The sequence below is a fragment of the Mycobacterium sp. Panama NTM2 genome (genome assembly GCF_054355555.1).
The window spans coordinates 69,292-93,255 of record NZ_CM135953.1; the positions used below are offsets into that span (position 1 = coordinate 69,292).

Here is a 23,964-nt window from a genome sequence, read left to right on the forward strand (position 1 = left end):
ATCAGCGACCGCAGTTGCGGGGGTCGTCCGGAAAACGCGGCCGCGCACGCTAGCACAGCCAGGCCCGTGGGCGTCTCCAGCGCCAGGGATCGCCCAAGACCAGCCGGTGCTGACAACCCCGGACATAGTGCGTTGAGCTGGTCGTGTAACCGCTGCTGAGCGACTTTGCGGTCGGCCACCAACCCGCGACGATGCCGGACCGCGGCACGCAGCGCCTCTACCGAGGCCTGCTCACCATAGCGTCGACCGCCGCCTTGGCGGGCCATGTACGTCAACGCCGCACAGTCACGATCGTCAGTCTTGAACCTGCCCGAACCCAATTACATACGAGCTGATTTCGTCTCCGACGGCGCGAACAGCCGTATTGAACCGGGATGACGACGTTCCAGTTCGGCGACCCAGGATCGATGCAGGCCGCCCGTCGCCTCGATCGCAATCACCGGGGCATCAGGACCATGCTTGTTCAAGGCCAACTCCAGCTGGAAAATGCCTTCTCGCGAGACCGACAACGACATCGGATCAACCAGCGTTCCTGAACCGTTGCTGATCCACACCCGATGGAACGCCTTGCCCGGATCTATCGCAACGATCACCGTCGCCGGATCCAGCGCAATTCCCAACACTGACATGAGTAGCCTCCTCCGAACCGGACCTCCTAAAAGAATCCGCCCAGCGACTACCCATGGCCTATCAGCGGCGGAGTTGCCTCCGGTCGTCGCCTGACGCCGGACTGGAGGCAACCGTCCGTCCTGCGCTTCCTCCCACGGTAGGCAGCGCTGTCGCGGCTCGAAGGGGCCAAAAGTCCCTCCCGCCCCGCCAGAGGACATCACCGGGTTTCGTCCGCGCCAAGGTGGGCACGATGCGAACCGAGACGGAGGTTCGATGGCGGCAGCACGGACAGAGGGCCTCGGCGTGGACGACTGCCCGAAGCACATGCACTATGGCCCGTGCGGGGGTGTGCGCGCCGACGGCCAGTGCGAGATGCGGGCAGGTCCGTGCGCGTTCCCGGCGGCCGTGCCGTGGGACGGGGTGGTGACACATCCGCCCCGCGCGGCGACAGCCCCGCTGGTTCTCACCGATTTCAGCTGCACTCCCTTCGACCCGGTCGATCTGGCCGCCACCGCCGCGGCGCTGGCGGGGTCCTGCGATGCGGTCCTCGTGGGGGAACACCAGAACCGTCCGGATTACCCGCCCGCAGTGATGGCCGCGCTCCTGCAAGAGGCGGGTGCGTCCCCCTGGATCACGCTGTCGTGTCGGGACCGAAATCGGGTGGTCCTCGAACAGGAGCTGCGCGGGTTGTCGCTGCTGGACGTTACGACGGTGCTGTGTGTGACCGGAGACGGGCGCGCGTACGACGTCCGCCCCGACGTCACGCAGACCTTCGACCTGGACGGCCCGCGGCTGGTCGCCCTGGCCGCCTCGTTGGGCATCACCGCGGCCGTCCCCGAAACGGTCACCGCGCCACCGGTTTCGGGTCGGCCTGCGCGCCTGGTCGCCAAGCAGCACGCGGGAGCGGCCCTCGCGGTGCTGAACCACACGCCGACCCCGGGTGTGGTGGGGGACTTCATGGCTGCGGCTCGGGCACAGGGCCTGACCATCCCGGTGCTGGCAGCGGTCGCGGTGGTCACCGACGACGTGTCGGCCGCGGTCCTGCGCGGATTGCCGGGCCTCGAGCTCGACCCCGCCGTCGTCGCCACCATCCTGGACGCATCGGATCCGGTGCAGGCCGGCATCGATGCCGCTGTCGCCGAGGCACGTGCCCTGCTGGCCATCGACGGTGTGGACGGCGTGAACATCTCCGGGTTGGCCTCGGCTGCAGGCACCCGTGCGGGTGCGGAGATCAAGGCCGAGGTCGGTCGACGCGTGCTCGAGGAGGCCGGCCGTGGGCGATGACGCGATGTCGGCGGAGTTCGACACCGTCGCCGAGTGGACCGCGGAGGTCGCCAGGGACCTGGGACCGGATTACCACGTTCCCGCCGGGTGCCGCGGTAGCGGCAATCCCGCCGCGCTCGACTGGCTGATCGAGCGTCTAGGGTTGCGCGCGGGTGAGACGCTGCTGGACTGCGGTGCCGGAGTGGGTGGGCCGGCGGCATACGCCGTTGAGCGACGGGCGCTCCGACCCGTGCTCGTGGAACCGGAGGCGGGCGCGTGCCGGGCCGCCGTGTCGCTGTTCGGCTATCCGACGCTGCAGGGCAGCGCCGACGCCCTGCCGCTGGCTGACGAATCCGTCGATGCCGCTTGGTGTCTCGGCGTGCTGTGCACCATGCGGGCGCACACCGCTGTGCTGGCCGAATTGCGCCGCGTGGTCCGCGCGCCGGGCCGCATCGGGTTGCTGGTCTTCGTCGCGCAGAAGCAACTTGCCGCCGCAGACCGGCCGGAAGGCAATCACTTTCCGACGCAGGCATCTCTGCGCGGCGCGCTGACGGCGGCAGGGCTGGTCGTCGATGCGCGGTTGCAGACGCCGGACCTGCCGGCCATTCCCGACCACTGGCAGACGCGGGTGACCCGCGTCGAGGAGGAACTCGCCCACCGCCACGGCGGAGACCCCGCGTGGGAGACGGCGGAGCGCCAGTCGGCTCAGATGGGTGATCTGCTCTCCGCCCACCGCATCACCGGGGAGGTGTTGAGTCTGCGGCGGGCCGAGGCTCAGCGCGGAGGGAAGTGAGCGGCGAGCGCGGCGCAGATCTCGACGAACTTGACGCGCGCGGCGGCCGACATGTCAGCCGTGCCGTCGATGATGCCGCCGGGCCGTAGATTCCCATCGAAGGGCACCTCGACCACCAGCTGGCCGTGCCCCGAGAATTGTTGAGCGAGAATGGTTCTCGTTCGCTTACCGGCGTGACCGTCGGAGTCGTTGAGCACCACCACGGTGCGCTGCAGCAGGCCGTTCATCCCGCGCGCGGCCAGCCAATCCAGCGTCTGACCCGCCGCGGCGGCGCCGTCCACCCACGGAGAGGACACGACCACGAGCGCGTCCAGATCGCGCAGCGCTTCCTGGGTGACCGGGGCGTCCATCGTGGAGCTGCAGTCGACGACCGCGATCGTGAAGTACCGGTCGAGCCGGGACACCGCCTCGCGGTACAGAGGTGGGTCGAGCACGCGGCGCCGCGCCGGAGTCGCCTCGCCCGCGAGGACGAACAATCCTGCGGCATTGCTGCCGACGCGGTTGCGGACGTCGGCGAAGGTCTCGAGATGCCGATCGGTGGCCAGCTCCCAGAACGAGCCCTGCACACGCGGATCGATCCGGCTGCCCAACTTGCCGAACGCGGTGTCGGCATCGACGGCCACCACCCTGTCGTCCTGCCGGAGTTCGGCGAAGACCGAGCCGATGCAGGCCGAAACCGTGGTCTTTCCGACGCCGCCTTTGCCGAGTACGCCCACTTTGAAGTGGCCGCGCAGCGGCGCGCGGATCGCCGCCTCGAGAGCCGCGATACGTCGCTCGGCCGGTGATGGACCCACGTTGACGGCACCGAAGGTGGCTTTGTAGAGCCATCGCCGCCAGCCCCGTGCCGGCACGCTCTTGCGCGTCGGCAAAAGATCGGCCGGCCGGATTCGTTCGGCGTAGGAATTGGGCTGCGCGGGCAGCACGGTGGTGTCGGGCTCGGGCGGTGCGGCCGGCCACGGCGGGGGCGGCGGGCCCTGGGGGCCCTGCGGTGGCCGCAGAGGAGTGTGAAGTCGCGGCACCGGTCCGGTGTTGCCCTCGTGCGGAGGCTGCGACCCGAAGACGGGCGGCTGGGGCGTCGGCGGTGTGTCGTCGTGTTCTCGGCGCACCACCTCGTCGCGGTCAGTCACAGCGGGTCTCCTCCTCGATGCGGTCCGCGGCAGCTTCTCAGAGTACGGGTCGGCCGCACGAGCAAAGAAGTCCGCGACCGCCGGCCGCTCCGCTGATCGACAGCGCTGCCATCGGCGGCCAGGCCGCCCGCGACGGCCCGGTGTGCCCATGACATCAGGCGGCGAGCGCAGTGTTCTGGCTGGTGGACAGGCTGCCAGTGTAGTGCTGCTGCGCTGTCGCTGGAGAAAATTGGTGTCCGGTCAGGGGGTTGAGCGCTGGTAGGCTCCCCGTGGGAAGGGGTGGTCGAGCATGGTTGTGTCCGATGCCGCCGGTGCGCCGGGCAAATTCACGGATGGCGCGTGCGGCGCGGTTGCCGTTGCCGACATCCTCGGTGCCGGGCAACGCGTGATCGCCGGGATGCGTTCGACGACGGGACACGGCCGGCCCGACGCCGGTGAATCTTTCCGGTACGGCGCGACCGGCTTCCTCGCTGCGGCACGGACGGTGGAATGCGCCTATCCGCGCGACGAGTGGGAGGGCGGCGCCGCTCAGTCGTACACCGTGGCCACCCGTCGCCTGGCCGGCGCCGCCGAGGCGCTCGCAGTGCTGGATCGGGACGTGCACACCGTCATCGACCGGGAGGCCACCCAGATCATCCGCCGCCGCGAGACGTTGGACGATCACGCCCACCAGCTCTCATCGCTGCGCCGCGTGACGGGCTCGCTCGCCGCGATTCCCGGTGTCGGGCCTGCGATGAAGTCATCCATCGAGCTCGCGGCGGTGACCGCGGCCGTGGGCGTGTGCAGTACCGAACTGGGCGATCTGGCAGCAGAGACCGCAGACAACGCGAGTCGGTTGCGACGGATCGCCGGCGAGTACGAAGCGCTCGTCGACGAGGCCGGGCCCATCGACTCGCCTGACAGCGAGGCCGCGTCGATCGACACCGAATCGACCGACGTGCCAGCAGCTCCTGATGACCTTCCCGAGCCGGGTTCAGGGACATCGGCCCCGCTCCTCCCGTCGCCGACGTGCCCGGCCCCCGGTCCGGTCACCACCTCCGAGCAGTCACCGATGCAAGGGGACATGCTGTCGGGGCTGACATCGGCGTTCGGGGCGGTGGGCGGGATGATCGGCACCGCCGTGGCACCCCTAGCCGCGGCATTGGGCGCAGTGGTCACTGCCGTCGGGCAGCTCCCGTCGCCGGCCTCGCAGGCAGCCGCGCCGCAGGCACCCCCGGTGGACGTGCGGGCAGAAGAGAAGGAGAGCCCCGACGACACGGGTGATCCTGCGGCGGAGGCCGAGACCGAACCGGCCGACTCCGAGGACGCGGTGGTGCCTGAGACACCGCCGGAACAGGTGCCGAGTCCGCCACCGTCGCCACCGGCGCCGGCCGCCACCCGCCCACCCCAGTGACTACAGCAGGAGACGAACCGGTCATGTCCCACGTCGAACTCGGAGTGACCCCGGCGCACCTGCATGAGCTGGCCATCCACCAGCAGCGGGTCGCCGCGGAGGTCGTGTCGGCCGGTGGCCGCGTGCGCGACGGCGCCGCCGGGGTTCTGACGTCCCACGGCCCGATCGCATCCGGTACGGCCGGGGCGCTGCAGATCGTGCAGCGTGCCCGCGCCGCCGCCGTCGCGGCGCTCGCCGCCCGGTCGGAATCGTTGGGTGAGCACCTGGTCGGCGCCGCGTACCGCTACGAAGCCACCGACTACGTGTCGGCCCGGCGGCTGAAGTGATGGCCAGCCCCCTCTTCGGCGATGCCGAACCCACCCACTACGACGACGTGGTGGGTGTCGAAGTGACCATCGACGGCATGCTCGTCATCGCGGACCTGCTGCACCTGGTGGACTTCCCGCTGGCGCTCGGGATCCGGCCCAACATTCCCTACGAGGACCAGCGCCGCATCGTCGCCGAGCAGGTCACCCGTGACCTCACCGCCCAGGGCATCCTCACCGCGTTCGGCGATCCGCACCCCGAGGTGGCGGCCATGGCGGACGTACTGAGCCGGCCCGACCGCACACTCGACTGCCGGTGGTGGCGCCGGGACCTCGGCGGAAAGATGGTGCGGTTCGTGGTCTGTCGCAAGCGGCCTCACTGATGTTGATGACCTGCGCACCCAGGTTGGCCGCATGCACGATCGCCCGGGCCAGGCTCCGCAACGACCCCGCGGTCTGGGTCGCGTTGGGATCGTTGGGGTCGGTCCGGGCACCCACCGGCTGGAAGCTGTCGGAGGTCTGGCGCAGCGACAGGAGGCGGGCGTCCGGCGCGACACCGACGAACGCGTCGGTGGGGGCCGGCCGGCCCGCGATCACTGCGGCGGTCAGAGTGCCGTGCGCATCACAGTCGGACATTCCGTTCCCGGCCTGGTCGACGAAGTCACCGCCCGGCTCGGCGGGCACGCGCGGCGACCCGTTGACCCCCGTGTCGATGACAGCAACAGTTATCCCGGCGCCCGTCGCGAACCGCTGCGCATCGGCCAGCCGGAGGTAGTCGCTGGCCCAGGGCCGATCAGCGAAGTTGGAGTTCGGGAACACCGTAGGCGCGGCACACACCCGCCGCTGCTCCATCGGCTGATCCGGACCCGTCTCATCAGGAGGGATCGCGCCCGGGTCGATGACCGGTGGTTCGATCGCCCCTGCCGTGGGCGGAGCGAGCAAAACAACCAGCAGCAAAGCAGCAAACAGAGAAGCCAGTCGCCGCACTACTGGACACCCCCCGTTCGACGGTTACTGACCGGCGCGGTCCGCGCCGACGTCAGCAAACATAGCGCCGCCTCGTTCACGGCGCAAAAGGTCACGTCAAACGGCTGCGGTGCGGACACATGGGCAAGCCTAAGGGCCCGCGGAGGGAGGTCGTTCCGCTTTCTTTTCGGCCCTGGCGCCCCTCAGGCGTCGAGGTCCTTCTGCACCAGCTCGGCGATCGTGTTCACCGCGGATTCGTCGTCGGAGGCGACGGTGACCTGCGCGCCGTTGCCCGCACCCAGCGTCATGATCATCAGCGCCGAACCGGCGTCCACCGGCTCACCGCCCTCGACCGAGAGCGTGACGGGTACACCGGCGTTTACCACGGCCTCGGCGATGATCGCGGCGGGCCGGGCGTGCAGTCCGATGGACGAGCCGACGATGACGGTCTTGGTGGGCATGAACTCTCCTCTTTCGGTGGGTGATGACGGGACGGACTAAATCAGGCCGCGACGAGCTCGCGCTCGGCCTTCGCGGCGCTGGGCTTGATGAACTGCTTGGCGGCGACGACGGCGATGGCGGCCGCGACGGTGCCGGCCAGCAGGGCGATCATGAAGCCGAGCTTGTTGTCGATCGCGAACAGCACGAAGATGCCGCCGTGCGGGGCTCGCGATGTGGCACCGAACGCCATGGACAGCGCGCCGGTGATGGCGCCGCCGAACATCATCGACGGGATGACGCGCAGCGGGTCGGCCGCGGCGAACGGGATCGCCCCCTCCGAGATGAACGAGGCGCCGAGAAGCCATGCGGCGCGGCCGTTCTCCCGCTCGGGCTCGCTGAATAGTCCGGGCCGGACCGTGGTGGCCAGTGCCATCGCCAACGGCGGCACCATGCCGGCGGCCATCACCGCGGCCATGATCTGGAACGAGGCGGTGGTCGAGGCGGCAAGCCCTGCGGTGGCGAATGCGTAGGCGGCCTTGTTGACCGGGCCGCCGAGGTCGAAGCACATCATCAGACCGAGGATGACGCCGAGCAGGATCGCCGAGGTGCCGGACATGCTGCTCAGCCAGTTGGTGAGGCCGGTGTTGATCAGCGCCAGCGGGCGGCCGACGAGGAAGAACATGATCAGGCCGACCACCAGGGACGCGCCGAGTGGCGTGATGACGACCGGCATCAGCCCGCGGAACCATTGCGGCACCTTGATATTGCTGATCCACAGCGCGGCGAACCCGGCGATGACACCGCCGACGATGCCACCGATGAAGCCGCCGCCGACGAATCCGGCGAGCGCACCCGCGGTGAAACCGGGTGCGAGGCCGGGCCGGTCGGCGATCGCGAAGGCGATGTAGCCGGCCAGGGCGGGGATCAGGAAGCTGAACGCCAGACCGCCGAGGCTGAACAGAATGGCGCCCAGGTACTGGGTGAAGCCACCGCTGGGCAGATTGGTCAGCGAGTTGTTCAGCGCGATGATGTTGCCCAGCGACTGTGTCTCGCCCTCGGGCTTGTTCGCGATCTCGTATCCCGCGAACAGGAAGCCGAGCGCGATCAGCAGACCGCCTGCGGCGACGAACGGGATCATGTAGCTCACGCCGGTCAGCAGGATCTGCCGGGTGCGGGTGCCCCACCCGACGTTGCCGCCGGGTGCGGACCCTGCCGATGCCGTCGCCGCGGACCCCTCAACCCGCGGCGCGTTCGGATTATCAGCTGCGGCAACGGCTTCGGCGACCATCTTGGCCGGCTCGTTGATCGCACGCTTGACCCCGGAGGCGATCACCGGTTTGCCGGCGAAGCGGCCGCGGTCCTTGACGCCCACGTCGGTGGCGAAAATGACGGCGTCGGCCTTGGCGATGGTCTCCGCGGGCACCGGGGTGCTGCCGGACGATCCCTGCGTCTCGACCACCATCGTCACGCCCGCCTCCTTGGCCGCGGCGGCGAGCGCATCGGCGGCCATGTAGGTGTGGGCGATGCCGGTGGGGCAGGCGGTGATCGCGATCAGCGTCTTGGCGGACTGCTTCTCGGCGGGCGCCGGTGCCGGTGCGGGCGTGGCCGGGGCGCCGGCGGGCGCCGGGTTCACCACCCCGTCGACCAGGCTCACGACCTCGTCGGCCGACGACGCGCTGCGCAGCGACTCGACGAAGTCCTTGCGCACCAACGCCCGTGCCAGGCTGGACAGCAGCTTCATGTGCTCCTGGCCGCCGGAATCCGGTGCGGCGATGAGGAACGCCAGATCGGCCGGGCCGTCGGGGGCGCCGAAATCGACTGCGGGGCTGAGGCGGGCGAACCCGATGGTCGGGGTGTCGACGTAGGGCGAGCGGCAGTGCGGGATCGCGATGCCGCCCGGCAGACCGGTGGCCGATTGCTGCTCGCGGGCCATCGCCGCCCCCACGAGGCCGTCGGTGTCGGTCGCGCGACCGGCTGCGCCCAGGGCGCCGGCCATCCGCTCGATGACGGCCTGCTTGTCGCCGTCGACGGCGACATCGAGGAGGACCAGATCGGAGGTGATGATCGGCGGAGACGTGGTGGAGCTTGTCATGGGACTACTTTCGTCGTCGAGTGTTACTGAGTGGCGGGAATCGGGGAGATCGGCGCGACGTGTACGGCGGCCAGGTCGATCTGGGACGGCGAGGGCAGGGTGGTTCCGGGCAGGGCCGCGGCGGCGCTGCCGTAGGCGACGGCCATCTGCAGCCGCTGCGGGGCGACGGCGCCACCGACTTCTGCGCGGATGTAGCCGGCCAGCGAGGAGTCGCCTGCGCCGACCGTACTGCGCGGCACGATGGGCGGCGGGGTCGCCATCCACGCGCCGTTGGCGTCGACCAGCACGGCACCTTCGGCGCCCAGCGTGGCGAGCACCGCGCCGACACCACGGTCGACGAGCTGGCGCGCGGCCACCACCACGGGCTCGTAATCCCCCTGTGCGACAGCCTGTTCGAGAACTTCGGGGGAGAGGCCCAGCACGCTGGCCAGCTCTTCCGTGTTCGGCTTGATCAGATCCGGTGCGCCGCGCTCGAGCGATCCCACGAGCGCGGCCAGCGGCGCGTCCGAGGTGTCGACGGCGACGCGGCACCGACGCGAGGCGAGCATCGCCACGACGTCGCCGTACCAGGACGCCGCCATGCCCGGCGGCAGCGAACCGGACATCACCACCCAGTCGGCGTCCTCGGCGGCGGCCAGCACGGCGTCGGTCAGTGCGCTCACCGTCGCCTCGTCGAGCGTTGCGCCCGGTTCGTTGATCTTGGAGGTGGTGCCGTCGGGTTCGGTGATCGTCAAGTTGGTCCGGGCGGGTTCGGCGGAGGGGACGACACGGAAGGACACGGCCGCTGTCTGCAACGCGGTGATCAACGGGTCGTTGGCGGCGGCGGGCAGGACGGCGAGGGCGTCGAGCCCGGCCAGTGTCAGCGCCCGGGCGACGTTGACGCCCTTGCCGCCGGCCTGATCGGTCACCGACGTGACCCGGTGCACCGCGCCGCGGGTCAGCGGCGAGGGCAGCGACGCCGTCCGGTCGATGCTCGGGTTCGGGGTGACGGTGACGATCACAGCTGGTCTCCTGCGCAGACGATTTCGATGCCCTGATCGGTCAGCGCGGACCGGTCGGCGGCGCTGATCTCCGGGTCGGTGATGAGGGTGTCGACACTGGTGATGGGTGCGAAGCTGACGAAGTCTTCCCGGCCCACCTTGGACGAATCGGCTGCGACGACAACGTAATTGGCGGCCCGAACCATGGCGCGCTTGACGGCGGCCTCGTCGCTGTCGGGAGTCGACAGCCCGTGCCGCACGCTGATGGCGTTGGTGCCGATGAACGCGATGTCCACGCGCAAGGTGTCGAGCACCCGCAGCGTCTGCTCACCGACGGCCGCCTGCGTGACACCGCGGACTCGCCCGCCCAGCAGCTGCAGCGAGACCGTCGGCATCGTGGCCAGGCGTGCGGCGATCGGCACGGAGTTGGTGACGACGACGAGCTCGCGATCGGTGGGCAGGTGAGCGGCGATCCGCATCGTGGTGGTGCCGGCGTCGAGCAGCACGGTCGCGCCGCTGAGCGGGAAGAACTCGGCGGCCGCGGCGGCGATCGCATCCTTGTGTTCGGAGCGGGTCACGTCGCGCTCTCCGACCCCGGGTTCCACGAGGTGCAGCGCCCGCACCGGCACGGCGCCGCCGTGCACCCGCCGGACGATGCCGGCTTTGTCCAAGACGGCGAGATCGCGGCGGACGGTTTCGGTGGTCACGTCGTAGGCGGCGGCGAGCTCCGTGACCGAGGCGCGGCCCCTGGCCATCACCAGCGAGGCGATGGCCTGCTGCCGCTCTTCGGGGTACATGGAGCTCCGTTTGTGTGGGGATTCGTGCGATTGGTTGTTGATATGTTTGGTTTTACTCCTGAACGTGTTGACTTGTCAATGGATTCTTGTAACCTGGTTCACATGACCGCGACGTCTCTGTCTAGCTCACAGGCCACCGAAGCGCCGGCAGCCGGCACCGTTCTGCATGGCGTTCCCGTCGTGACCGGGGTGGCCTACGCGCCCGTGATCCGCCCCGGGCGACTGCCCGAGGTGGACGTCTCCGCCCTGCCCGAGATCGCGGAGGGCGACCGGCCGGCTGAGAAAGACCGCTTCGCTGCGGCAGCGGCCACCGTGGCCACCCGGCTGCGCGAGCGCGCCGCCCACGCGACCGGTGCGGCATCGGAGGTTCTCGCCGCGACGGCCACGCTCGCGCAGGATCGCGGGTGGCTCGGCGCCGCCGAGAAGCGCATCACCGACGGTGCGCCCGCTGTCCGCGCCGTCAGCGGAGCGATCGATCAGTTCGTCGAGATGTTCACCAAGATGGGCGGCCTGATGGCCGAGCGGGTGACCGACCTGCGTGACATCCGCGACCGCGTGATCGCCGAGCTCAACGGCCTACCGGAACCCGGCGTGCCGCTGCCCGACGAGCCGTCGGTGCTGTGTGCCGAGGACCTCGCCCCCGCCGACACCGCCGGCCTGGACCCGGCGCTGATCGTGGCGCTGGCCACGACGCTGGGTGGCCCGACCAGCCACACCGCGATCATCGCCCGGCAGTTGGGCATTCCGTGTGTGGTCGCCGTCGCGGGACTGGACGACGTGCCCGCCGCGACGACGGTCCTGGTCGACGGCACCCGCGGCACCGTGACCGTGACGCCCGACGACGCCGAGGCGCGGGCTGCTGTGGACGACGCCGCGCGCGTGGCGGCCGCGGCGGCGGGGTGGACCGGGCCGGGCGCGACGGCCGACGGACACCAGGTCGCGGTGCTGGCCAACGTGCAGGACGGCGCAGCCGCCCGCGCCGCGCGGGAGACACCCGCCGAGGGCGTCGGCCTGTTCCGCACCGAACTGTGCTTCCTCAACACCGACGCCGAGCCCACGGTCGACGAGCAGGCGCACATCTACGGCGAGGTGCTCGAGGCGTTCGCCGGGCGCAAGGTCGTGATCCGCACGCTCGACGCCGGATCGGACAAGCCGCTCAAGTTCGCGGGTCACCCGGACGAGGCCAACCCGGCGCTCGGCGTGCGCGGCATCCGCATCGCCGAGAACAACCCCGGGCTACTGGCCCATCAGCTTGACGCGATCGCGGCGGCCGCGGAGCGCACCGGTCAGCAGCCGTGGGTCATGGCGCCGATGATCGCGACGGCGTCCGAGGCCCAGGACTTCGCGGCCGAGGTCCGAGCGCGCGGGCTGACTCCCGGCGTCATGATCGAGGTGCCTGCCGCCGCGCTGCTCGCCGAACGCATCCTCGAGCACGTCGACTTCCTGTCGATCGGCACCAACGATCTGGCGCAGTACACGATGGCCGCCGATCGGATGTCAGCCGACCTGGCCACTCTCACTGACCCGTGGCAGCCGGCCGTCGTGGCGCTGGTGGCGATGACCGTGCGCGCCGGGACCGCCGCGGGCAAGCCCGTCGGGGTGTGCGGTGAGGCCGCCGCCGATCCGCTGCTGGCCTGCGTGCTCACCGGACTGGGGGTGACCTCCCTGTCGGCGGCCGCTGCGGCAGTCCAGGGTGTCGGTGCGAAACTCGCGCAGGTGACGCTGCAGCAGTGCCGCGAAGCGGCCGACGCCGTGCTGGCCACCGCGAGCGCCGCCGACGCCCGCGCCGCCGCGCTCGAGATCCTCGGTTAGACGGTCCAGCCGGTGGCCTGCGGCCAGGACTCCACCTCGACGCCGCCGCGCGTGAGCGTCACCGCGGAGTAGCCGTGCTCGTCGGCCGAGGAGATCGTGTCGGCGTACACCCGCCGGGCTTCGGCTTCGGTCCCACTCATCACCGTGCTCTGCCGGGTCGCGTGCTCCGGGTCGGCCCGGTCGTACGGTGTCGCGGCGATGACCTGCCAGTGCTCTGTCATGGCCGCCGAGTACCCACGGCGCGAGGGTCTAGTGTGCAGCCAGCGCGCCAGTCCGGCCGACTGCGCGATCTGGTTGCACACCAGGAGTCCGGAATGAATCGGACCGCGGTCCGGTTCAATGAGACATGCCCGCAATCACCGCAGACACCCTGACCCTGCCCCGGCTGTCAGCGCCCTCGCCCGCCGACACCGAACGCCCCGTGCGCTCGGTGACCACCGGCCCCCGCGGTTACGAAGGGGAGGGCTTCCCCGTCGTCCGCGCCTTCGCCGGCGTCAACGCCCGCGACCTCGACCCGTTCGTCCACATGGACCAGATGGGTGAGGTGGAATACCAGCCCGGCGAACCGCGCGGCACCGACTGGCACCCGCACCGCGGCTTCGAGACCGTGACCTACATGATCGACGGCCGCTTCGCCCACCAGGACTCGCACGGCGGCGGCGGCATGATCACCGACGGCGCCACGCAGTGGATGACCGCCGGCTCCGGCATCCTCCACATCGAGACCCCGCCGGCCGAACTGGTTGACAGCGGTGGCCTCTTCCACGGCATCCAGCTCTGGGTGAACCTTCCGCGCAGTGACAAGTTCGCCGCGCCCAAGTACCAGTCGATCGAGGGCCCCCAGGTCGGCCTGGTCGCCTCCCAGGACGGCGGCGCCCTGCTCCGGGTGATCGCCGGCGACATCGGTGGGCACGCCGGCCCCGGCGCCACCCACACCCCGATCACACTGGCCCACGCCACCATCCAGCCCGGCGCCCGGCTCGACGTGCCGTGGAACCGCGACTTCAACGCGCTGGTCTACGTGCTGTCCGGCCGCGGGTCCGTCGGCCCCGTCGGTCACCCGATCGAACAGGGCCAGCTGGCCGTTCTCGGCCCGGGCGACCGCATCGGCGTCGCCGCGGCACCCACCCAGGAGTCGCACCGTCCCGCGCTGGAAGTGCTGCTGCTCGGCGGGCAACCGCTGCGGGAACCGGTGTTCCAGTACGGCCCCTTCGTGATGAACTCCAAGTCGGAGCTCATCGAGGCGGTCGAGGACTTCAACGCCGGCCGGTTCGGCACCATCCCGCCCGGCGCGTTGATGCCGCACCGGTCAGGACGCTGACGCCGGGTAGATCAGCTCCAGCTCGCCCAGCAGCGCCGCGACCGTCAGCAGCGGCAGCGCGGCCGAGATGCCGAGATCGCTGGCGGTGGCCTTCTCGCGCATCTCGGCGCGCCGCTCGCTCCGCAGTGCCAGCACGAAGTCGTCGCTGATCGGCGCGGTCGCGCGCCCGGCGTCGATGCTGCCGACCACCCGCTCACGGATCGCCTCGGCGTGGGATTCCACGACGGCGCGCACCGTCGGGTAGGCCGCCAGCGGCGGTGGAGTCGGGATGTCGGCGATCAGATCGGCCGCGGCGCGCAGCCGGATCGCCCGGTTGAACGAGCGCACCACCGGCGCCCGGAAGTCGGAATCACCGCTGCTCTCCGAAAGGTATTGGCGGACAGCATCATCGATGACACGGGAGGCCGCCAGCGCCTGATGGCTCAGTATCGCCACCTCGTCGTTGCGTTCCTCGAATGCGCCGCGGGTGATGCGCAGCACCGCCGTCCACAGATAGGCGGCGAAGATCGCGCGCGCCGAGTCGATCGCCCGGGTCACCGACGCCGTCGCACCCCGAGGCCAGAGCAGCACCGAGACCACGACCCCGACCAGCGCGCCGACGATCACGTCCTCGACCCGGATCAACCCCACCTGCCAGCCCGTGGGCACGATCAGGTTGAAGAAGATCAGCACCATCATCGTGAACGCGGCTTGTGCCGCGGTGAACGACGCGATCTCGGGAACGTAGGCCGAGCCGAACACCGCCAACGGCATCAGCACCCACAACACGACCGGATCCACCCCGACCAAGCCGATCAACAGGGCGCCCAGCACGAACCCGATCGTCGTCCCCATCACCGCGCGCCACACCCGGGTCCCGGTGGACAACGCGCTGCTGCGCAACACCGACAAAGCGCCCAGCACCACCCAGAACCCGTGCTCGACAGGGAAGATGTGCGTCACGGCCACCGCGATGGCCAGCCCGAGGCCGGTACGCACGCTGTTGCGCACCGCCACCGCGCGATTCGCGACGAAGCCCGACGTGATCTGCGCTGCGGCAACGGCTTCGGGGAGCAATCGGTCCGACGCACCGGTCGGCGGCAGGCGCAACCCCAGGGCGCGGGCCCACACCGGGCGGGCGTCCGCGGCCGCTGCCGCGGCGATGATGCGCCCCGTCGCGCCGATCATCGCGGCGATGGTGCGACGACGCAGTAACTCACGGCCCAACGCGACGGCGCGGTCGTCGTCTGGGGCACTGAGGATCTCGTCCAGGTCCTCCCGCCACCGGCCCCGCGCGGTGGCGCGCAACGTCTCGAGCGCCGCGTCCAGATCCATGCGGGCCACGTCCCTGTCGGTCGGCCGCGAGATCCGGAGCACGGCGGCAGCGCAGCGCAACACACGCACCACCGCATTCCGGTCGCGCAGCGTGACCCCGGTGTCCTGTCCGACCCGATCGGCCACCCACTCCAGGTCGTCGACCACCCGGACCAGTGCCCTGCTCCCCGCGGTCAGCCCCACCGGCCGGAAATCGGCCCCCAGGAACGTCGCCCGCAGTCCGTCCATCGCCCGGCGCACGTCGTCCGCACTCGCCGAGCCGTCGATGCGGTCGGCCAGCGTGCGGCACGCCCGGGCGGCGCGCCGGCGCAACTCACCGTGGTGCCGCGGCGGCAGCACGAACAGCGCGGCAGGTACACACACGGCCAACGCGATCGCCCAACCGGCCAGCCGCTCACCGATCGGACCGGCCGGCGTGCAGGCCGGCAACACGAACGTCAGCAGCGTCGCTCGCTGTCCGGCGGCGATCGTCTCGCTCAACACCCCGGAAAACGTCACCGTCACACCGAGGGCGAACATCAGCGCAACCGCCGGCCACGGATAGGGCGCGATCAGCGTTCCCACGGTGATCAACACGAAGCCGTTGACGCCCAGACCGGCGTAGGCAACCGCACGGTTCTGCCGATTGCCCGGGAAATCGGAGAACACCAGCAGCGCGACGGAACCGAACAACGTGAACAGCGAGGTCTGGGGATTACCGCCGCCGAGCAGGAAGCTCGTGCCTGCCGCGATCGGCACCACGGTCGCCGCCCGCACGGCGCGGCGCAGCGCGTCGTTGTCCGGGTCGCGCTGATGCATCCGCCGGACGATGCGCGCGCGCACGTCGAGGGTCGGTGCGGTCGTCAATGCGCGAGCACCTTCACGGCGATGACGAGCAATCCCACCGTGACCAGGGTGGCGACGGTGGCGATTTGCTGCCACCACGGCAACCGGGTACGGCGCACCGCCAGTAATGCGATCAGGCCGAGCTCACCGACGAGGATCCATTTGGCGACCCACATCGCGGTATCGGTGTCGAGCAGGCCGAGACCGGCGGTCGCCAGCGCCGCCAGCGGCAGCACAGCGGCCTGCAGGATCTGACCCGATGCCTGCATGATCCGCCAGCGCTCCACCCCTTGCGGCGCCTGCTCGTGCACGGCCAGATGGGCCACCCAGTCGGCCAGCAGGCTGGCGGCCCACAGCCCGCCCATGGTCACCGCCACATCGAGCATCCGGGCCCAGCCGCTGGTGTCGTCTTCGGTGTAGCGCGTCAGGACCACCAGCGTGGCCAGACACGAGATGGCCCCGTAGAGGCGCTCCCGCAGCATCGCCACGACGTGCTCGACGGGCGCCGCCTCGGCCTCGCTCCCCGCCGTGTCAGTCACTGTCAGTCACCGTCAGTCACCGTCTGGCACCGACGCGAACCGCCCGGCGTCCAGACTGTCGAGCAATTGGGTCACCAGCCACTCCAATCCGTCCGGGTTGCGCGGCAACAGCGCCTGCTCGTACCCGACGAGCAGGTAGATCGACCACGACGCGAACATCTCAGCCTGCCGTCTGTTCCCCAATACTTGCAAAGCCGCCGCGAACACCGCGTCGAAACGGTGCCGGTCGACCGCCGCCTGCGCGTCCCGCACGTGCGGATCGATCGAGCCCCAGACGCGGATGGCCGCCTCGGCCCCGTGCGGCAGTGCCAGCCCACCCTTGATGATCTGGTCCAGCCGGCGCCTCGGGTCGGGTTCCTCGCCCACCTCCTCGACCCGCGCCGTCATCTGGACCTGCCAGTGTGTGACGAGCTGGCGCGTGTACTCCGACCAGCTCGCGAAGTGGTGGTAGAACGATCCACTCGTGACGCCGAGCCGACCGCACACCGACGCGAGCTTGAGCCCGCCGTATCCGGCTTCGGCCAGCACATCGAACCCCGCCTGAAAAAACAACTCCCGTGACCCCACAGCCCCCATGTCGAAACTGTAATTCGGCGGGCCCGCGCGCGACTGCCGTGCTCCCTGGGAATTCGGTCCGAGGTTTGCTCGAATCCACGCCTCGGAGGTCGGAAACGACAGCGTGCAGGAGCTCCCGGTGACGTGTGGCACAATTTCGGGGTGCCGTACACGGCGAGTAGAGGCCCAGGTCGACCCCCCGCGGCGAAGGCTGCCGAGACGCGGGAGCGCATTTTGCTCGCTGCGCGCGAGGTGTTCAGCGAATTGGGGTACGACGCCGCGACGTTCCAGGCGATCGCCGTGCGGGCCGATCTGACCCGCCCCGCCATCAATCATTACTTTGCCAGCAAGCGTGTGCTGTGGGGTGAAGTCGTCGAGCAGACGAACACGACGATCATCAGCACCGGCGTGTCCCGCGCCCGGGAGCGAACCGGACTGGTCGACCGGCTGGCGACCTTCCTGGCGGCCACCACACAGGTCGACACCGACGACCGCTCCGCGGCGGCGTTCCTGGTCACGTCGGTGCTGGAGACCCAGCGGCATCCCGAGCTGGTCAGCGACGAGCACGATCCGCTGAAGAACTCCCGCACCTTCGTCGCGTGGGCGGTCAACGATGCGATTGCTCGCGGTGAGCTCAGTTCGGACACCGATGTCGACCATCTGGTCGAGATGCTGGTCGCGGTGCTGTGGGGGATGGGCTTCTACGCCGGGTTCGTCGGGGATCGCGCCGCGCTGGGCGCCGTGGTCCACAAACTCGAGCTGCTGCTGGCCAACAAGCTGTGGCACCTCGGTTAGTTAGACTCCCGAAGTATGAGCTCTTCGCGCACGGATGACGACACGTGGGACATCAGCACCAGTGTGGGCAGCACGGCCGTCATGGTCGCCGCCGCCCGGGCGGCCGAGAGCAATCGCGACGACGCTCTCATTCAGGATCCCTACGCCAAGATCCTGATCGCCGACGCCGGGACCGGGGTGTGGGAGTTGATGCTCGACGACGGGTTCCTCGACACCGTGGCCGCCTCAGACCCCGAGGTCGCGGCGATGTTCGAGAACATGAACAACTACCAGGCGGTGCGTACGCGATTCTTCGACGCCTTCTTCGCCGAGGCGGTCGACGCCGGTATCCGACAGGTGGTGATCCTCGCCTCGGGTCTGGACTCGCGGGCCTTCCGGTTGGCCTGGCCGGCGGGCACCACCGTCTACGAGCTCGACCAGCCGAAGGTGCTCGAATACAAGGCGCACACGCTGGCAGCGCACCAGGTCGAGCCGAGCGCTGACCGGCGCGCGGTGCCGATCGATCTGCGGCAGGACTGGCCCGCCGCGCTGCGTGACGCCGGTTTCGACTCCAACCAGCCCACAGCGTGGCTGGCCGAAGGACTGCTGATGTATCTGCCGTCCGAGGCGCAGGACCTGCTGTTCGAGCGCCTCACCGAGCTCAGCGCCCCCGGCAGCCGCGTCGCGGCCGAATCGATGGGCCTGCACGCGGCCGACCGGCGTGAGCGGATGCAGGAACGGTTCTCTCGCATCATCGCCCAGTTCGGTAAGCAGCCGGCCGACATCACCGACCTCACCTATGAGGATCCTGACCGGGCCGAGGTCGCCGAGTGGCTCGGCGCGCACGGCTGGCGCGCACAGGCGATTCCCTCGCAGGACGAGATGAAGCGGCTCAACCGGTACGTCGAACTCGAGGACAGCGACGAGGAGTCGTTCTCCACGTTCACCACCGCCGTGCGGGACTGACCGGAGCGCCTGTTCACCAACTGGATGGTTGGCTACCATTCGGGGTACTCCGCCGGTCAGAACAAGGAGACCCTTCATGACCACCGATTCCGCCGTACCCGTCGCCGTCGGCGATGACGTCGCCGGTTCCCCCGACATCGCCGCGACCGTCCGCCGGCTCCGGGAGACCTTCGCCAGCGGCCGCACGCGCAACATCGAATGGCGCAAGCAGCAGCTGCGTGCCCTCGAACGGCTGATGTTGGAGAACGAGGCCGCGATCGCCGACGCGCTCGCGAAAGACCTCGACCGCACCCCGTTCGAAGCGTGGCTCGCCGACGTCGCGAGCACCGCGGGCGAAGCCAAGTCCGCAGCCAAGAGCGTCGGCCGATGGATGAAGCGCAGCTACCGGATGCTGGAGCTCTCGCAACTGCCCGGCCGCGGGTGGGTGGAGTACGAGCCCTACGGGACCGTTCTCATCATCGGCGCGTGGAACTTCCCGTTCGCCCTGACGCTGGGCCCCGCCGTCGGCGCGATCGCCGCCGGAAACACCATGGTGCTCAAGCCGTCTGAGGTGGCTCCGGCATCGTCGGCGTTGATGGCCGAGCTCGTCCCGCGCTATCTCGACAGCGACGCCATCGCCGTGATCGAGGGGGACGCCGCGGTCAGCCAGGAATTGATCGACCAGGGCTTCGACTACCTGCTCTTCACCGGCGGCACCGAAGTCGGCCGCAAGGTCTACGAGAGCGCAGCCGCCCACCTGACCCCGGTCACGCTCGAGCTCGGTGGCAAGAGCCCGGTGATCGTGTCGGCAGACGCCGACATCGAGGTCGCCGCCAAGCGCATCGCGTGGACCAAGCTGATCAACTCCGGGCAGATCTGCATCGCTCCCGACTACGTGCTGGCCGAGGCCCCGATCCGCGACCAGCTCGTCGACAAGCTGCGCGACGCCGTGGCCGAGTTCGAGGCGAACAACCCGAGCGGTAAGCGCATCGTCAACGAACGGCATTTCAACCGGCTGGCCAATGCGCTGGCGGCCACCAAAGGCACAGTCGCCGTCGGCGGTGACTCCGATGCGGTGAACATCAGGATCCAACCCACCGTCGTCGTCGACCCCGACCCGGCCGAACCACTGATGACCGACGAGATCTTCGGCCCGATCCTGCCGGTGGTGACCGTCGAGAACCTCGACGAGGCAATCCGTTTCGTCAACGCACGGCCCAAGCCGCTGGCCGCCTACCTGTTCACCAAGACCAAAGCGGTGCGTGAGCGCGTGGTCCGCGACATCTCCTCCGGCGGCATGGTGATCAACCACCTGCTCTTCCACTTCGCCACGCACAAGCTGCCTTTCGGCGGGGTGGGCCCGTCCGGCATGGGCGCCTATCACGGCAAGTTCGGCTTCGAGACGTTCAGCCACAAGAAGAGCGTGATGACGAAGTCGACCCGACCCGACGTCGGCGGCTTCATCTACCCCCCGTATACAGAGAAGGCGTGGAAGCTCGCCAGACGGCTTTTCTGAACAACGGGAAGGGATAGTCATGCCAGGAGTGCAGGATCGGGTCATCGTCGTCACCGGTGCCGGAGGGGGTCTCGGTCGCGAATACGCGCTGACGCTGGCCCGCGAGGGCGCCAGCGTGGTCGTCAACGATCTCGGCGGGGCGCGTGACGGCACCGGTGCGGGCCACAACATGGCCGACGAGGTGGTCAAGGAGATCACCGACGCCGGCGGCCGGGCAGTGGCGAACTACGACTCCGTCGCCGAGCCCGAGGGTGCGGCCAACATCATCAAGACCGCGGTCGACGAGTTCGGCAAGGTCGACGGCGTGGTCAGCAACGCGGGCATCTTGCGTGACGGCACCTTCCACAAGATGGAGTTCGCCAACTGGGACGCCGTGCTGAAGGTGCACCTGTACGGCGGCTACAACGTGGTCCGCGCGGCGTGGCCGCACTTCCGCGAGAACGGTTTCGGCCGCGTCGTGGTCGCGACCTCGACGAGCGGTCTGTTCGGCAACTTCGGTCAGGCCAACTACGGCGCGGCCAAGCTCGGTCTCGTCGGCATGATCAACACGCTGGCCCAGGAAGGCGCGAAGTACAACATCAAGACCAACGCGATCGCCCCGATCGCAGCCACCCGCATGACGCAGGACATCCTGCCGCCGGAGGTCTTCGAGAAGCTCACCCCCGAGTACGTGGCACCCGTGGTCGCCTACCTGTGCACCGAGGAGGTGCCCGACACCGCGTCGGTGTTCATCGTCGGCGGCGGCAAGGTGCAGCGCGTGGCCCTGTTCCAGAACAAGGGTGTGACGTTCACCGAGGTGCCGTCGGTCGACGACGTCGCGGGTAAGTGGGGCGAGATCACCGACCTGTCGGCCGCCGAGCGCGCGTCGTTCAACCTCGGCTGACCACTGCATGAAAGCGCTTGCCGCGCAGGAGTTGTCCGGGCCCGCGGGGTTGTCCTACATGGACATGCCCGATCCCGCGGGTAACGGGCAGGTGGTGATCGACGTGCGTGCCGCCGGGGTGTGCTTCCCGGATCTGCTCCTGCTGCGCGGGGAATACCAGCTGCGGCTCGATCCGCCGTTCGTACCCGGCATGGAGGTCGCGGGCACGGTGAGGTCCGCGCCTGCGGGGTCACCGTTCGATGTGGGACAACGGGTTTCGGCGTTCACGATGCTCGGTGGGTACGCCGAGCAGGTGGCGGTCGACCCGGGCAGCGTGGTGTCCACGCCGCCTGACGTGGACGATGCGTCCGCGGCGGCACTGCTCGGCAACTACTACACCATGTATTTCGCGCTGCAGCGGCGGGCGGCCCTACGCCCCGGCGAGACGGTACTGGTGCTCGGCTCGGGCGGTGGAGTCGGCACCGCAGCGGTGCAGATCGCCAAAGGCCTCGGCGCGCGCGTGATCGCGATGGTGCACCGGCCCTCGGCGGTCGAGTTCGTCGAATCCCTCGGTGCCGACGCGGTTCTACCGTTGTCCGACGGGTGGCTGGATGCGGTCAGAGAGCACACCGATGGCCGCGGCGTCGACGTCGTGGTGGACCCGATCGGCGGATCGGCGTTCGACGACGCGATCCGCGCGCTGGCGACCGAGGGGCGGCTGCTGGTGATCGGGTTCGCCGCCGGTGGCATTCCGACCGTGAAGGTGAATCGGCTGCTGCTGCGCAACGTGAGCGTCGTCGGGGTCGGCTGGGGCGAGTTCGTCAGGCGCACTCCCAGCGCTCAGGCCGAGGTCGGCGCCGGGCTCGGCGAATTGGTGAGGCAGGGTCTGAGACCCCCTGAGCCGGTGCGGTTCCCGCTCTCGAACGGGGCCGAGGCACTGCAGAAGCTCGCCGACGGTGAGATCAAAGGGAAGCTGGTCCTCGAAACGTGATGAGCGCTCGCGCGAAGAACAGCCGATGACGATCCGGGCGCTGGCGTTCGACGTGTTCGGCACCGTCGTCGACTGGCGCTCCAGCGTGACCCGCGACCTCGCGGCATTCGGCGCGCGGCACGGAATCGAGCGGGATTGGCCTGCGTTCGCCGACGATTGGCGGGCCGGGTACGTCCCGGCGATGGACCGTGTTCGACGCGGCGACCTGCCGTGGACTCGTCTCGACGATCTGCACCGCGGGCGACTCGTCGAGCTCCTCGATGACCGCGGAATCACCGTCGACGACGCAGAGATCGACGACCTGAACCGGGCATGGCATCGCCTCGATCCGTGGCCGGACGCCGTCGCCGGGCTGACGCGGCTCAAAGAGCGGTTCGTCATCACCACGCTGTCCAACGGCAACGTCTCGCTGCTGACGAACATGGCCAAATACGCGAGTCTGCCGTGGGATTGCGTCCTCTCCGCTGAGATCTTCCGGCACTACAAACCCGATCCCGAGGCGTACCTCGGTTGCGCGGACATCCTCGACGTCGCTCCCGACGAGCTGATGCTGGTGGCCGCGCATCCATCCGACCTGCGCGCCGCGCGCGACGCCGGCCTGCGGACCGGGTTCGTGTTCCGGCCCACCGAGTACGGCCCGGAGCGTACCCGCCACCGACCTGCCGAGTCCGAATTCGACGTCATGGCAGATGATTTCGGCGATCTCGCCGAGCAACTGGGCTGCTGAGAGGATTGACCCATGGCTGTTGCGCTACCCGATGATCTGATCGAGCTGCTGAACAAGCCGAGCCCGTGCTTCGTGGCGACGCTGATGGCCGACGGGTCGCCCCAACTCACCGAGACGTGGGTGACGACCGATGGCACCAACGTCGTCCTCAACATCGTCGGCGGCATGCAGAAGGAGAAGAACCTGCGCCGCGACCCGCGCATCGCGGTCAACATCGCCGACGCTGACAACGTCGCGCGCTTCTACGAGGTGCGTGGCCGGGTGACGTCGATGAGCAGCGAGGGCGGCAAAGAGCACATCGACGAGCTCTCGCAGAAGTACCTGGGTATCCCGTATCCCTACTTCAGCGGCAACCCTGACGAAACCCGGCTCATCGTCACGATCGAGGCGGACAAGGTCAACACCCCGATGGCGGGCTGATCGGGGGTGAGCAGCGCCGGCATCGTCCTGGTCGGGCTCGTGATCGCGGTGGGCCTGGTGGGCATCCTGGTGCCGATCCTGCCCGGTGGGATCCTGGTGATCGCGGCGATCGGTGTGTGGGCGTTCATCGAAGGCGGCGCGACCGCGTGGGTGACGTTCGGTGTTGCGGCGGCGTTCTTCGGGGCGGCTGCGGTGGTCAAATACACCTGGCCGGCGCGGCGAATGCGGGATGCGCAGGTGCGCACGTCGGTTCTGGTGGTCGGCGCGCTGGCGGGCATCGTCGGGTTCTTCGTGATCCCGGTGGTCGGGCTGGTGATCGGATTCGTCGGTGGGGTGTTCGTCGCTGAATTGGCGTCGCGGGGGGATCTGAAGCGCGCGTGGGCGTCGACGGTGCACGCGGTCAAGGGGGTCGCGCTGTCGGTGGGCGTCGAGTTGACGGGAGCGCTGCTCGCGACGGTGGCGTGGGCGGTGGGGGTGTATCTGACGATCTGAGCGCCATGTGCGGCAGCGGCCCACCATGAGCGACTCTGTCGGCGTCCGGGTAGCGGGGCTAAGCAACCGCCGACTGTGTCGCTGGGGGTGGGCCGGTGAGCAATG

General features: G+C 69.6%; 24 protein-coding genes and 2 pseudogenes. 15 read left to right on the forward strand and 11 right to left on the reverse strand.

The window, feature by feature from the left end; translation table 11 throughout:
- Positions 1-320: 320 nt before the first annotated feature.
- Positions 321-629 (reverse strand): hypothetical protein, encoded by a 309-nt coding sequence (locus ACXYX3_RS00375; RefSeq protein WP_458609699.1) that lies wholly within the window; start codon positions 627-629, stop codon positions 321-323.
- Between the two features lie 253 nt (positions 630-882).
- Here ACXYX3_RS00375 and ACXYX3_RS00380 point away from each other — a divergent pair, with 253 nt between their 5' ends.
- Both ACXYX3_RS00380 and ACXYX3_RS00385 read left to right on the forward strand, forming a co-directional pair.
- A complete protein-coding gene (locus ACXYX3_RS00380) occupies positions 883-1,893 on the forward strand; it encodes a methylenetetrahydrofolate reductase (protein ID WP_458609700.1) in 1,011 nt (336 codons plus the stop codon).
- Positions 1,894-1,897: 4 nt separating this feature from the next.
- On the forward strand, positions 1,898-2,665 hold the full coding sequence (locus ACXYX3_RS00385) for a class I SAM-dependent methyltransferase (protein WP_241204557.1): 768 nt from the start codon (positions 1,898-1,900) through the stop codon (positions 2,663-2,665).
- On the opposite strand, the gene ACXYX3_RS00390 is transcribed toward ACXYX3_RS00385, so the two are convergent.
- A complete protein-coding gene (locus ACXYX3_RS00390) occupies positions 2,647-3,792 on the reverse strand; it encodes a MinD/ParA family ATP-binding protein (RefSeq protein WP_458609701.1) in 1,146 nt (381 codons plus the stop codon). The two genes, ACXYX3_RS00385 and ACXYX3_RS00390, sit on opposite strands and share 19 nt — an antisense overlap.
- 289 nt (positions 3,793-4,081) lie before the next feature.
- Here ACXYX3_RS00390 and ACXYX3_RS00395 point away from each other — a divergent pair, with 289 nt between their 5' ends.
- The 3 genes and pseudogenes from ACXYX3_RS00395 to ACXYX3_RS00405 all read left to right on the forward strand — a co-directional run.
- Entirely contained in the window at positions 4,082-5,185 is a 1,104-nt protein-coding gene (locus ACXYX3_RS00395) for an EspA/EspE family type VII secretion system effector (RefSeq protein WP_458609702.1), read from the forward strand.
- 23 nt (positions 5,186-5,208) lie between these two features.
- Positions 5,209-5,511 carry a type VII secretion target gene (locus tag ACXYX3_RS00400; protein WP_241204309.1) on the forward strand — a complete coding sequence of 101 codons (303 nt, stop codon included), beginning with the start codon at positions 5,209-5,211 and terminating at the stop codon, positions 5,509-5,511.
- Positions 5,511-5,861: pseudogene (locus ACXYX3_RS00405) on the forward strand (ESX secretion-associated protein EspG); the annotation flags it as partial. The gene ACXYX3_RS00400 and the pseudogene ACXYX3_RS00405, both read left to right, overlap by 1 nt.
- On the opposite strand, the pseudogene ACXYX3_RS00410 reads toward ACXYX3_RS00405, so the two are convergent.
- From ACXYX3_RS00410 to ACXYX3_RS00430, 5 genes and pseudogenes are all read right to left on the reverse strand, one after another.
- Positions 5,857-6,468, reverse strand: a pseudogene (locus ACXYX3_RS00410) (S8 family serine peptidase); the annotation flags it as partial. The pseudogenes ACXYX3_RS00405 and ACXYX3_RS00410 overlap by 5 nt on opposite strands.
- A 191-nt stretch (positions 6,469-6,659) precedes the next feature.
- Entirely contained in the window at positions 6,660-6,917 is a 258-nt protein-coding gene (locus ACXYX3_RS00415; protein WP_241204308.1) for an HPr family phosphocarrier protein, read from the reverse strand.
- A 41-nt stretch (positions 6,918-6,958) separates the two neighbouring features.
- On the reverse strand, positions 6,959-8,989 hold the full coding sequence (locus ACXYX3_RS00420; RefSeq protein ID WP_458609703.1) for a PTS fructose transporter subunit IIABC: 2,031 nt from the start codon (positions 8,987-8,989) through the stop codon (positions 6,959-6,961).
- Positions 8,990-9,012: 23 nt separating this feature from the next.
- Complete coding sequence (locus ACXYX3_RS00425; protein WP_458609704.1) at positions 9,013-9,990, reverse strand: 1-phosphofructokinase family hexose kinase; 978 nt, start codon at positions 9,988-9,990, stop codon at positions 9,013-9,015.
- The gene (locus ACXYX3_RS00430) at positions 9,987-10,766 is read right to left on the reverse strand and encodes a DeoR/GlpR family DNA-binding transcription regulator (protein WP_458609705.1); all 780 of its coding nucleotides are present in this window, start codon (positions 10,764-10,766) and stop codon (positions 9,987-9,989) included. The genes ACXYX3_RS00425 and ACXYX3_RS00430 overlap by 4 nt, the downstream gene beginning before the upstream one ends.
- Positions 10,767-10,808: 42 nt before the next feature.
- On the opposite strand from ACXYX3_RS00430, the gene ptsP reads away from it, so the two are divergent.
- Positions 10,809-12,578, forward strand: coding sequence for a phosphoenolpyruvate--protein phosphotransferase (ptsP, locus tag ACXYX3_RS00435; RefSeq protein ID WP_458612252.1), 1,770 nt, complete (start codon positions 10,809-10,811; stop codon positions 12,576-12,578).
- On the opposite strand, the gene ACXYX3_RS00440 is transcribed toward ptsP, so the two are convergent.
- A complete protein-coding gene (locus ACXYX3_RS00440; RefSeq protein WP_241204303.1) occupies positions 12,575-12,799 on the reverse strand; it encodes a hypothetical protein in 225 nt (74 codons plus the stop codon). The genes ptsP and ACXYX3_RS00440 overlap by 4 nt on opposite strands.
- 125 nt (positions 12,800-12,924) lie before the next feature.
- Here ACXYX3_RS00440 and ACXYX3_RS00445 point away from each other — a divergent pair, with 125 nt between their 5' ends.
- Positions 12,925-13,899 carry a pirin family protein gene (locus tag ACXYX3_RS00445; protein ID WP_241204302.1) on the forward strand — a complete coding sequence of 325 codons (975 nt, stop codon included), beginning with the start codon at positions 12,925-12,927 and terminating at the stop codon, positions 13,897-13,899.
- Here the strand turns inward: ACXYX3_RS00445 and ACXYX3_RS00450 are convergent.
- The 3 genes from ACXYX3_RS00450 to ACXYX3_RS00460 all read right to left on the reverse strand — a co-directional run bounded on the left by ACXYX3_RS00450 (position 13,888) and on the right by ACXYX3_RS00460 (position 17,153).
- Positions 13,888-16,011, reverse strand: a complete 2,124-nt coding sequence (locus tag ACXYX3_RS00450; protein ID WP_458612253.1) for an FUSC family protein — start codon at positions 16,009-16,011, stop codon at positions 13,888-13,890. The genes ACXYX3_RS00445 and ACXYX3_RS00450 overlap by 12 nt on opposite strands.
- 44 nt (positions 16,012-16,055) lie before the next feature.
- On the reverse strand, positions 16,056-16,520 hold the full coding sequence (locus ACXYX3_RS00455) for a hypothetical protein (protein ID WP_458612254.1): 465 nt from the start codon (positions 16,518-16,520) through the stop codon (positions 16,056-16,058).
- Positions 16,521-16,589: 69 nt separating this feature from the next.
- Positions 16,590-17,153 carry a TetR/AcrR family transcriptional regulator gene (locus ACXYX3_RS00460; protein WP_458609706.1) on the reverse strand — a complete coding sequence of 188 codons (564 nt, stop codon included), beginning with the start codon at positions 17,151-17,153 and terminating at the stop codon, positions 16,590-16,592.
- Between the two features lie 141 nt (positions 17,154-17,294).
- On the opposite strand from ACXYX3_RS00460, the gene ACXYX3_RS00465 reads away from it, so the two are divergent.
- The 8 genes from ACXYX3_RS00465 (at position 17,295) to ACXYX3_RS00500 (ending at position 23,859) form a co-directional block, all read left to right on the forward strand.
- On the forward strand, positions 17,295-17,927 hold the full coding sequence (locus ACXYX3_RS00465) for a TetR/AcrR family transcriptional regulator (protein ID WP_458609707.1): 633 nt from the start codon (positions 17,295-17,297) through the stop codon (positions 17,925-17,927).
- Positions 17,928-17,942: 15 nt separating this feature from the next.
- Positions 17,943-18,872 (forward strand): class I SAM-dependent methyltransferase, encoded by a 930-nt coding sequence (locus ACXYX3_RS00470; RefSeq protein ID WP_458609708.1) that lies wholly within the window; start codon positions 17,943-17,945, stop codon positions 18,870-18,872.
- 76 nt (positions 18,873-18,948) lie between these two features.
- On the forward strand, positions 18,949-20,367 hold the full coding sequence (locus ACXYX3_RS00475) for an aldehyde dehydrogenase family protein (protein WP_458609709.1): 1,419 nt from the start codon (positions 18,949-18,951) through the stop codon (positions 20,365-20,367).
- A 19-nt stretch (positions 20,368-20,386) separates the two neighbouring features.
- Positions 20,387-21,250: an SDR family oxidoreductase gene (locus tag ACXYX3_RS00480; RefSeq protein WP_458609710.1), complete on the forward strand. Its 864-nt coding sequence runs from the start codon at positions 20,387-20,389 to the stop codon at positions 21,248-21,250.
- A 7-nt stretch (positions 21,251-21,257) separates the two neighbouring features.
- Positions 21,258-22,220 (forward strand): NADPH:quinone oxidoreductase family protein, encoded by a 963-nt coding sequence (locus ACXYX3_RS00485; protein ID WP_458609711.1) that lies wholly within the window; start codon positions 21,258-21,260, stop codon positions 22,218-22,220.
- A 25-nt stretch (positions 22,221-22,245) separates the two neighbouring features.
- The gene (locus ACXYX3_RS00490; protein ID WP_458609712.1) at positions 22,246-22,947 is read left to right on the forward strand and encodes a haloacid dehalogenase type II; all 702 of its coding nucleotides are present in this window, start codon (positions 22,246-22,248) and stop codon (positions 22,945-22,947) included.
- Between the two features lie 12 nt (positions 22,948-22,959).
- Positions 22,960-23,367 carry a PPOX class F420-dependent oxidoreductase gene (locus ACXYX3_RS00495; RefSeq protein ID WP_458609713.1) on the forward strand — a complete coding sequence of 136 codons (408 nt, stop codon included), beginning with the start codon at positions 22,960-22,962 and terminating at the stop codon, positions 23,365-23,367.
- A gap of 6 nt (positions 23,368-23,373) precedes the next feature.
- Positions 23,374-23,859: a DUF456 domain-containing protein gene (locus tag ACXYX3_RS00500; protein ID WP_458609714.1), complete on the forward strand. Its 486-nt coding sequence runs from the start codon at positions 23,374-23,376 to the stop codon at positions 23,857-23,859.
- Positions 23,860-23,964: the final 105 nt, after the last annotated feature.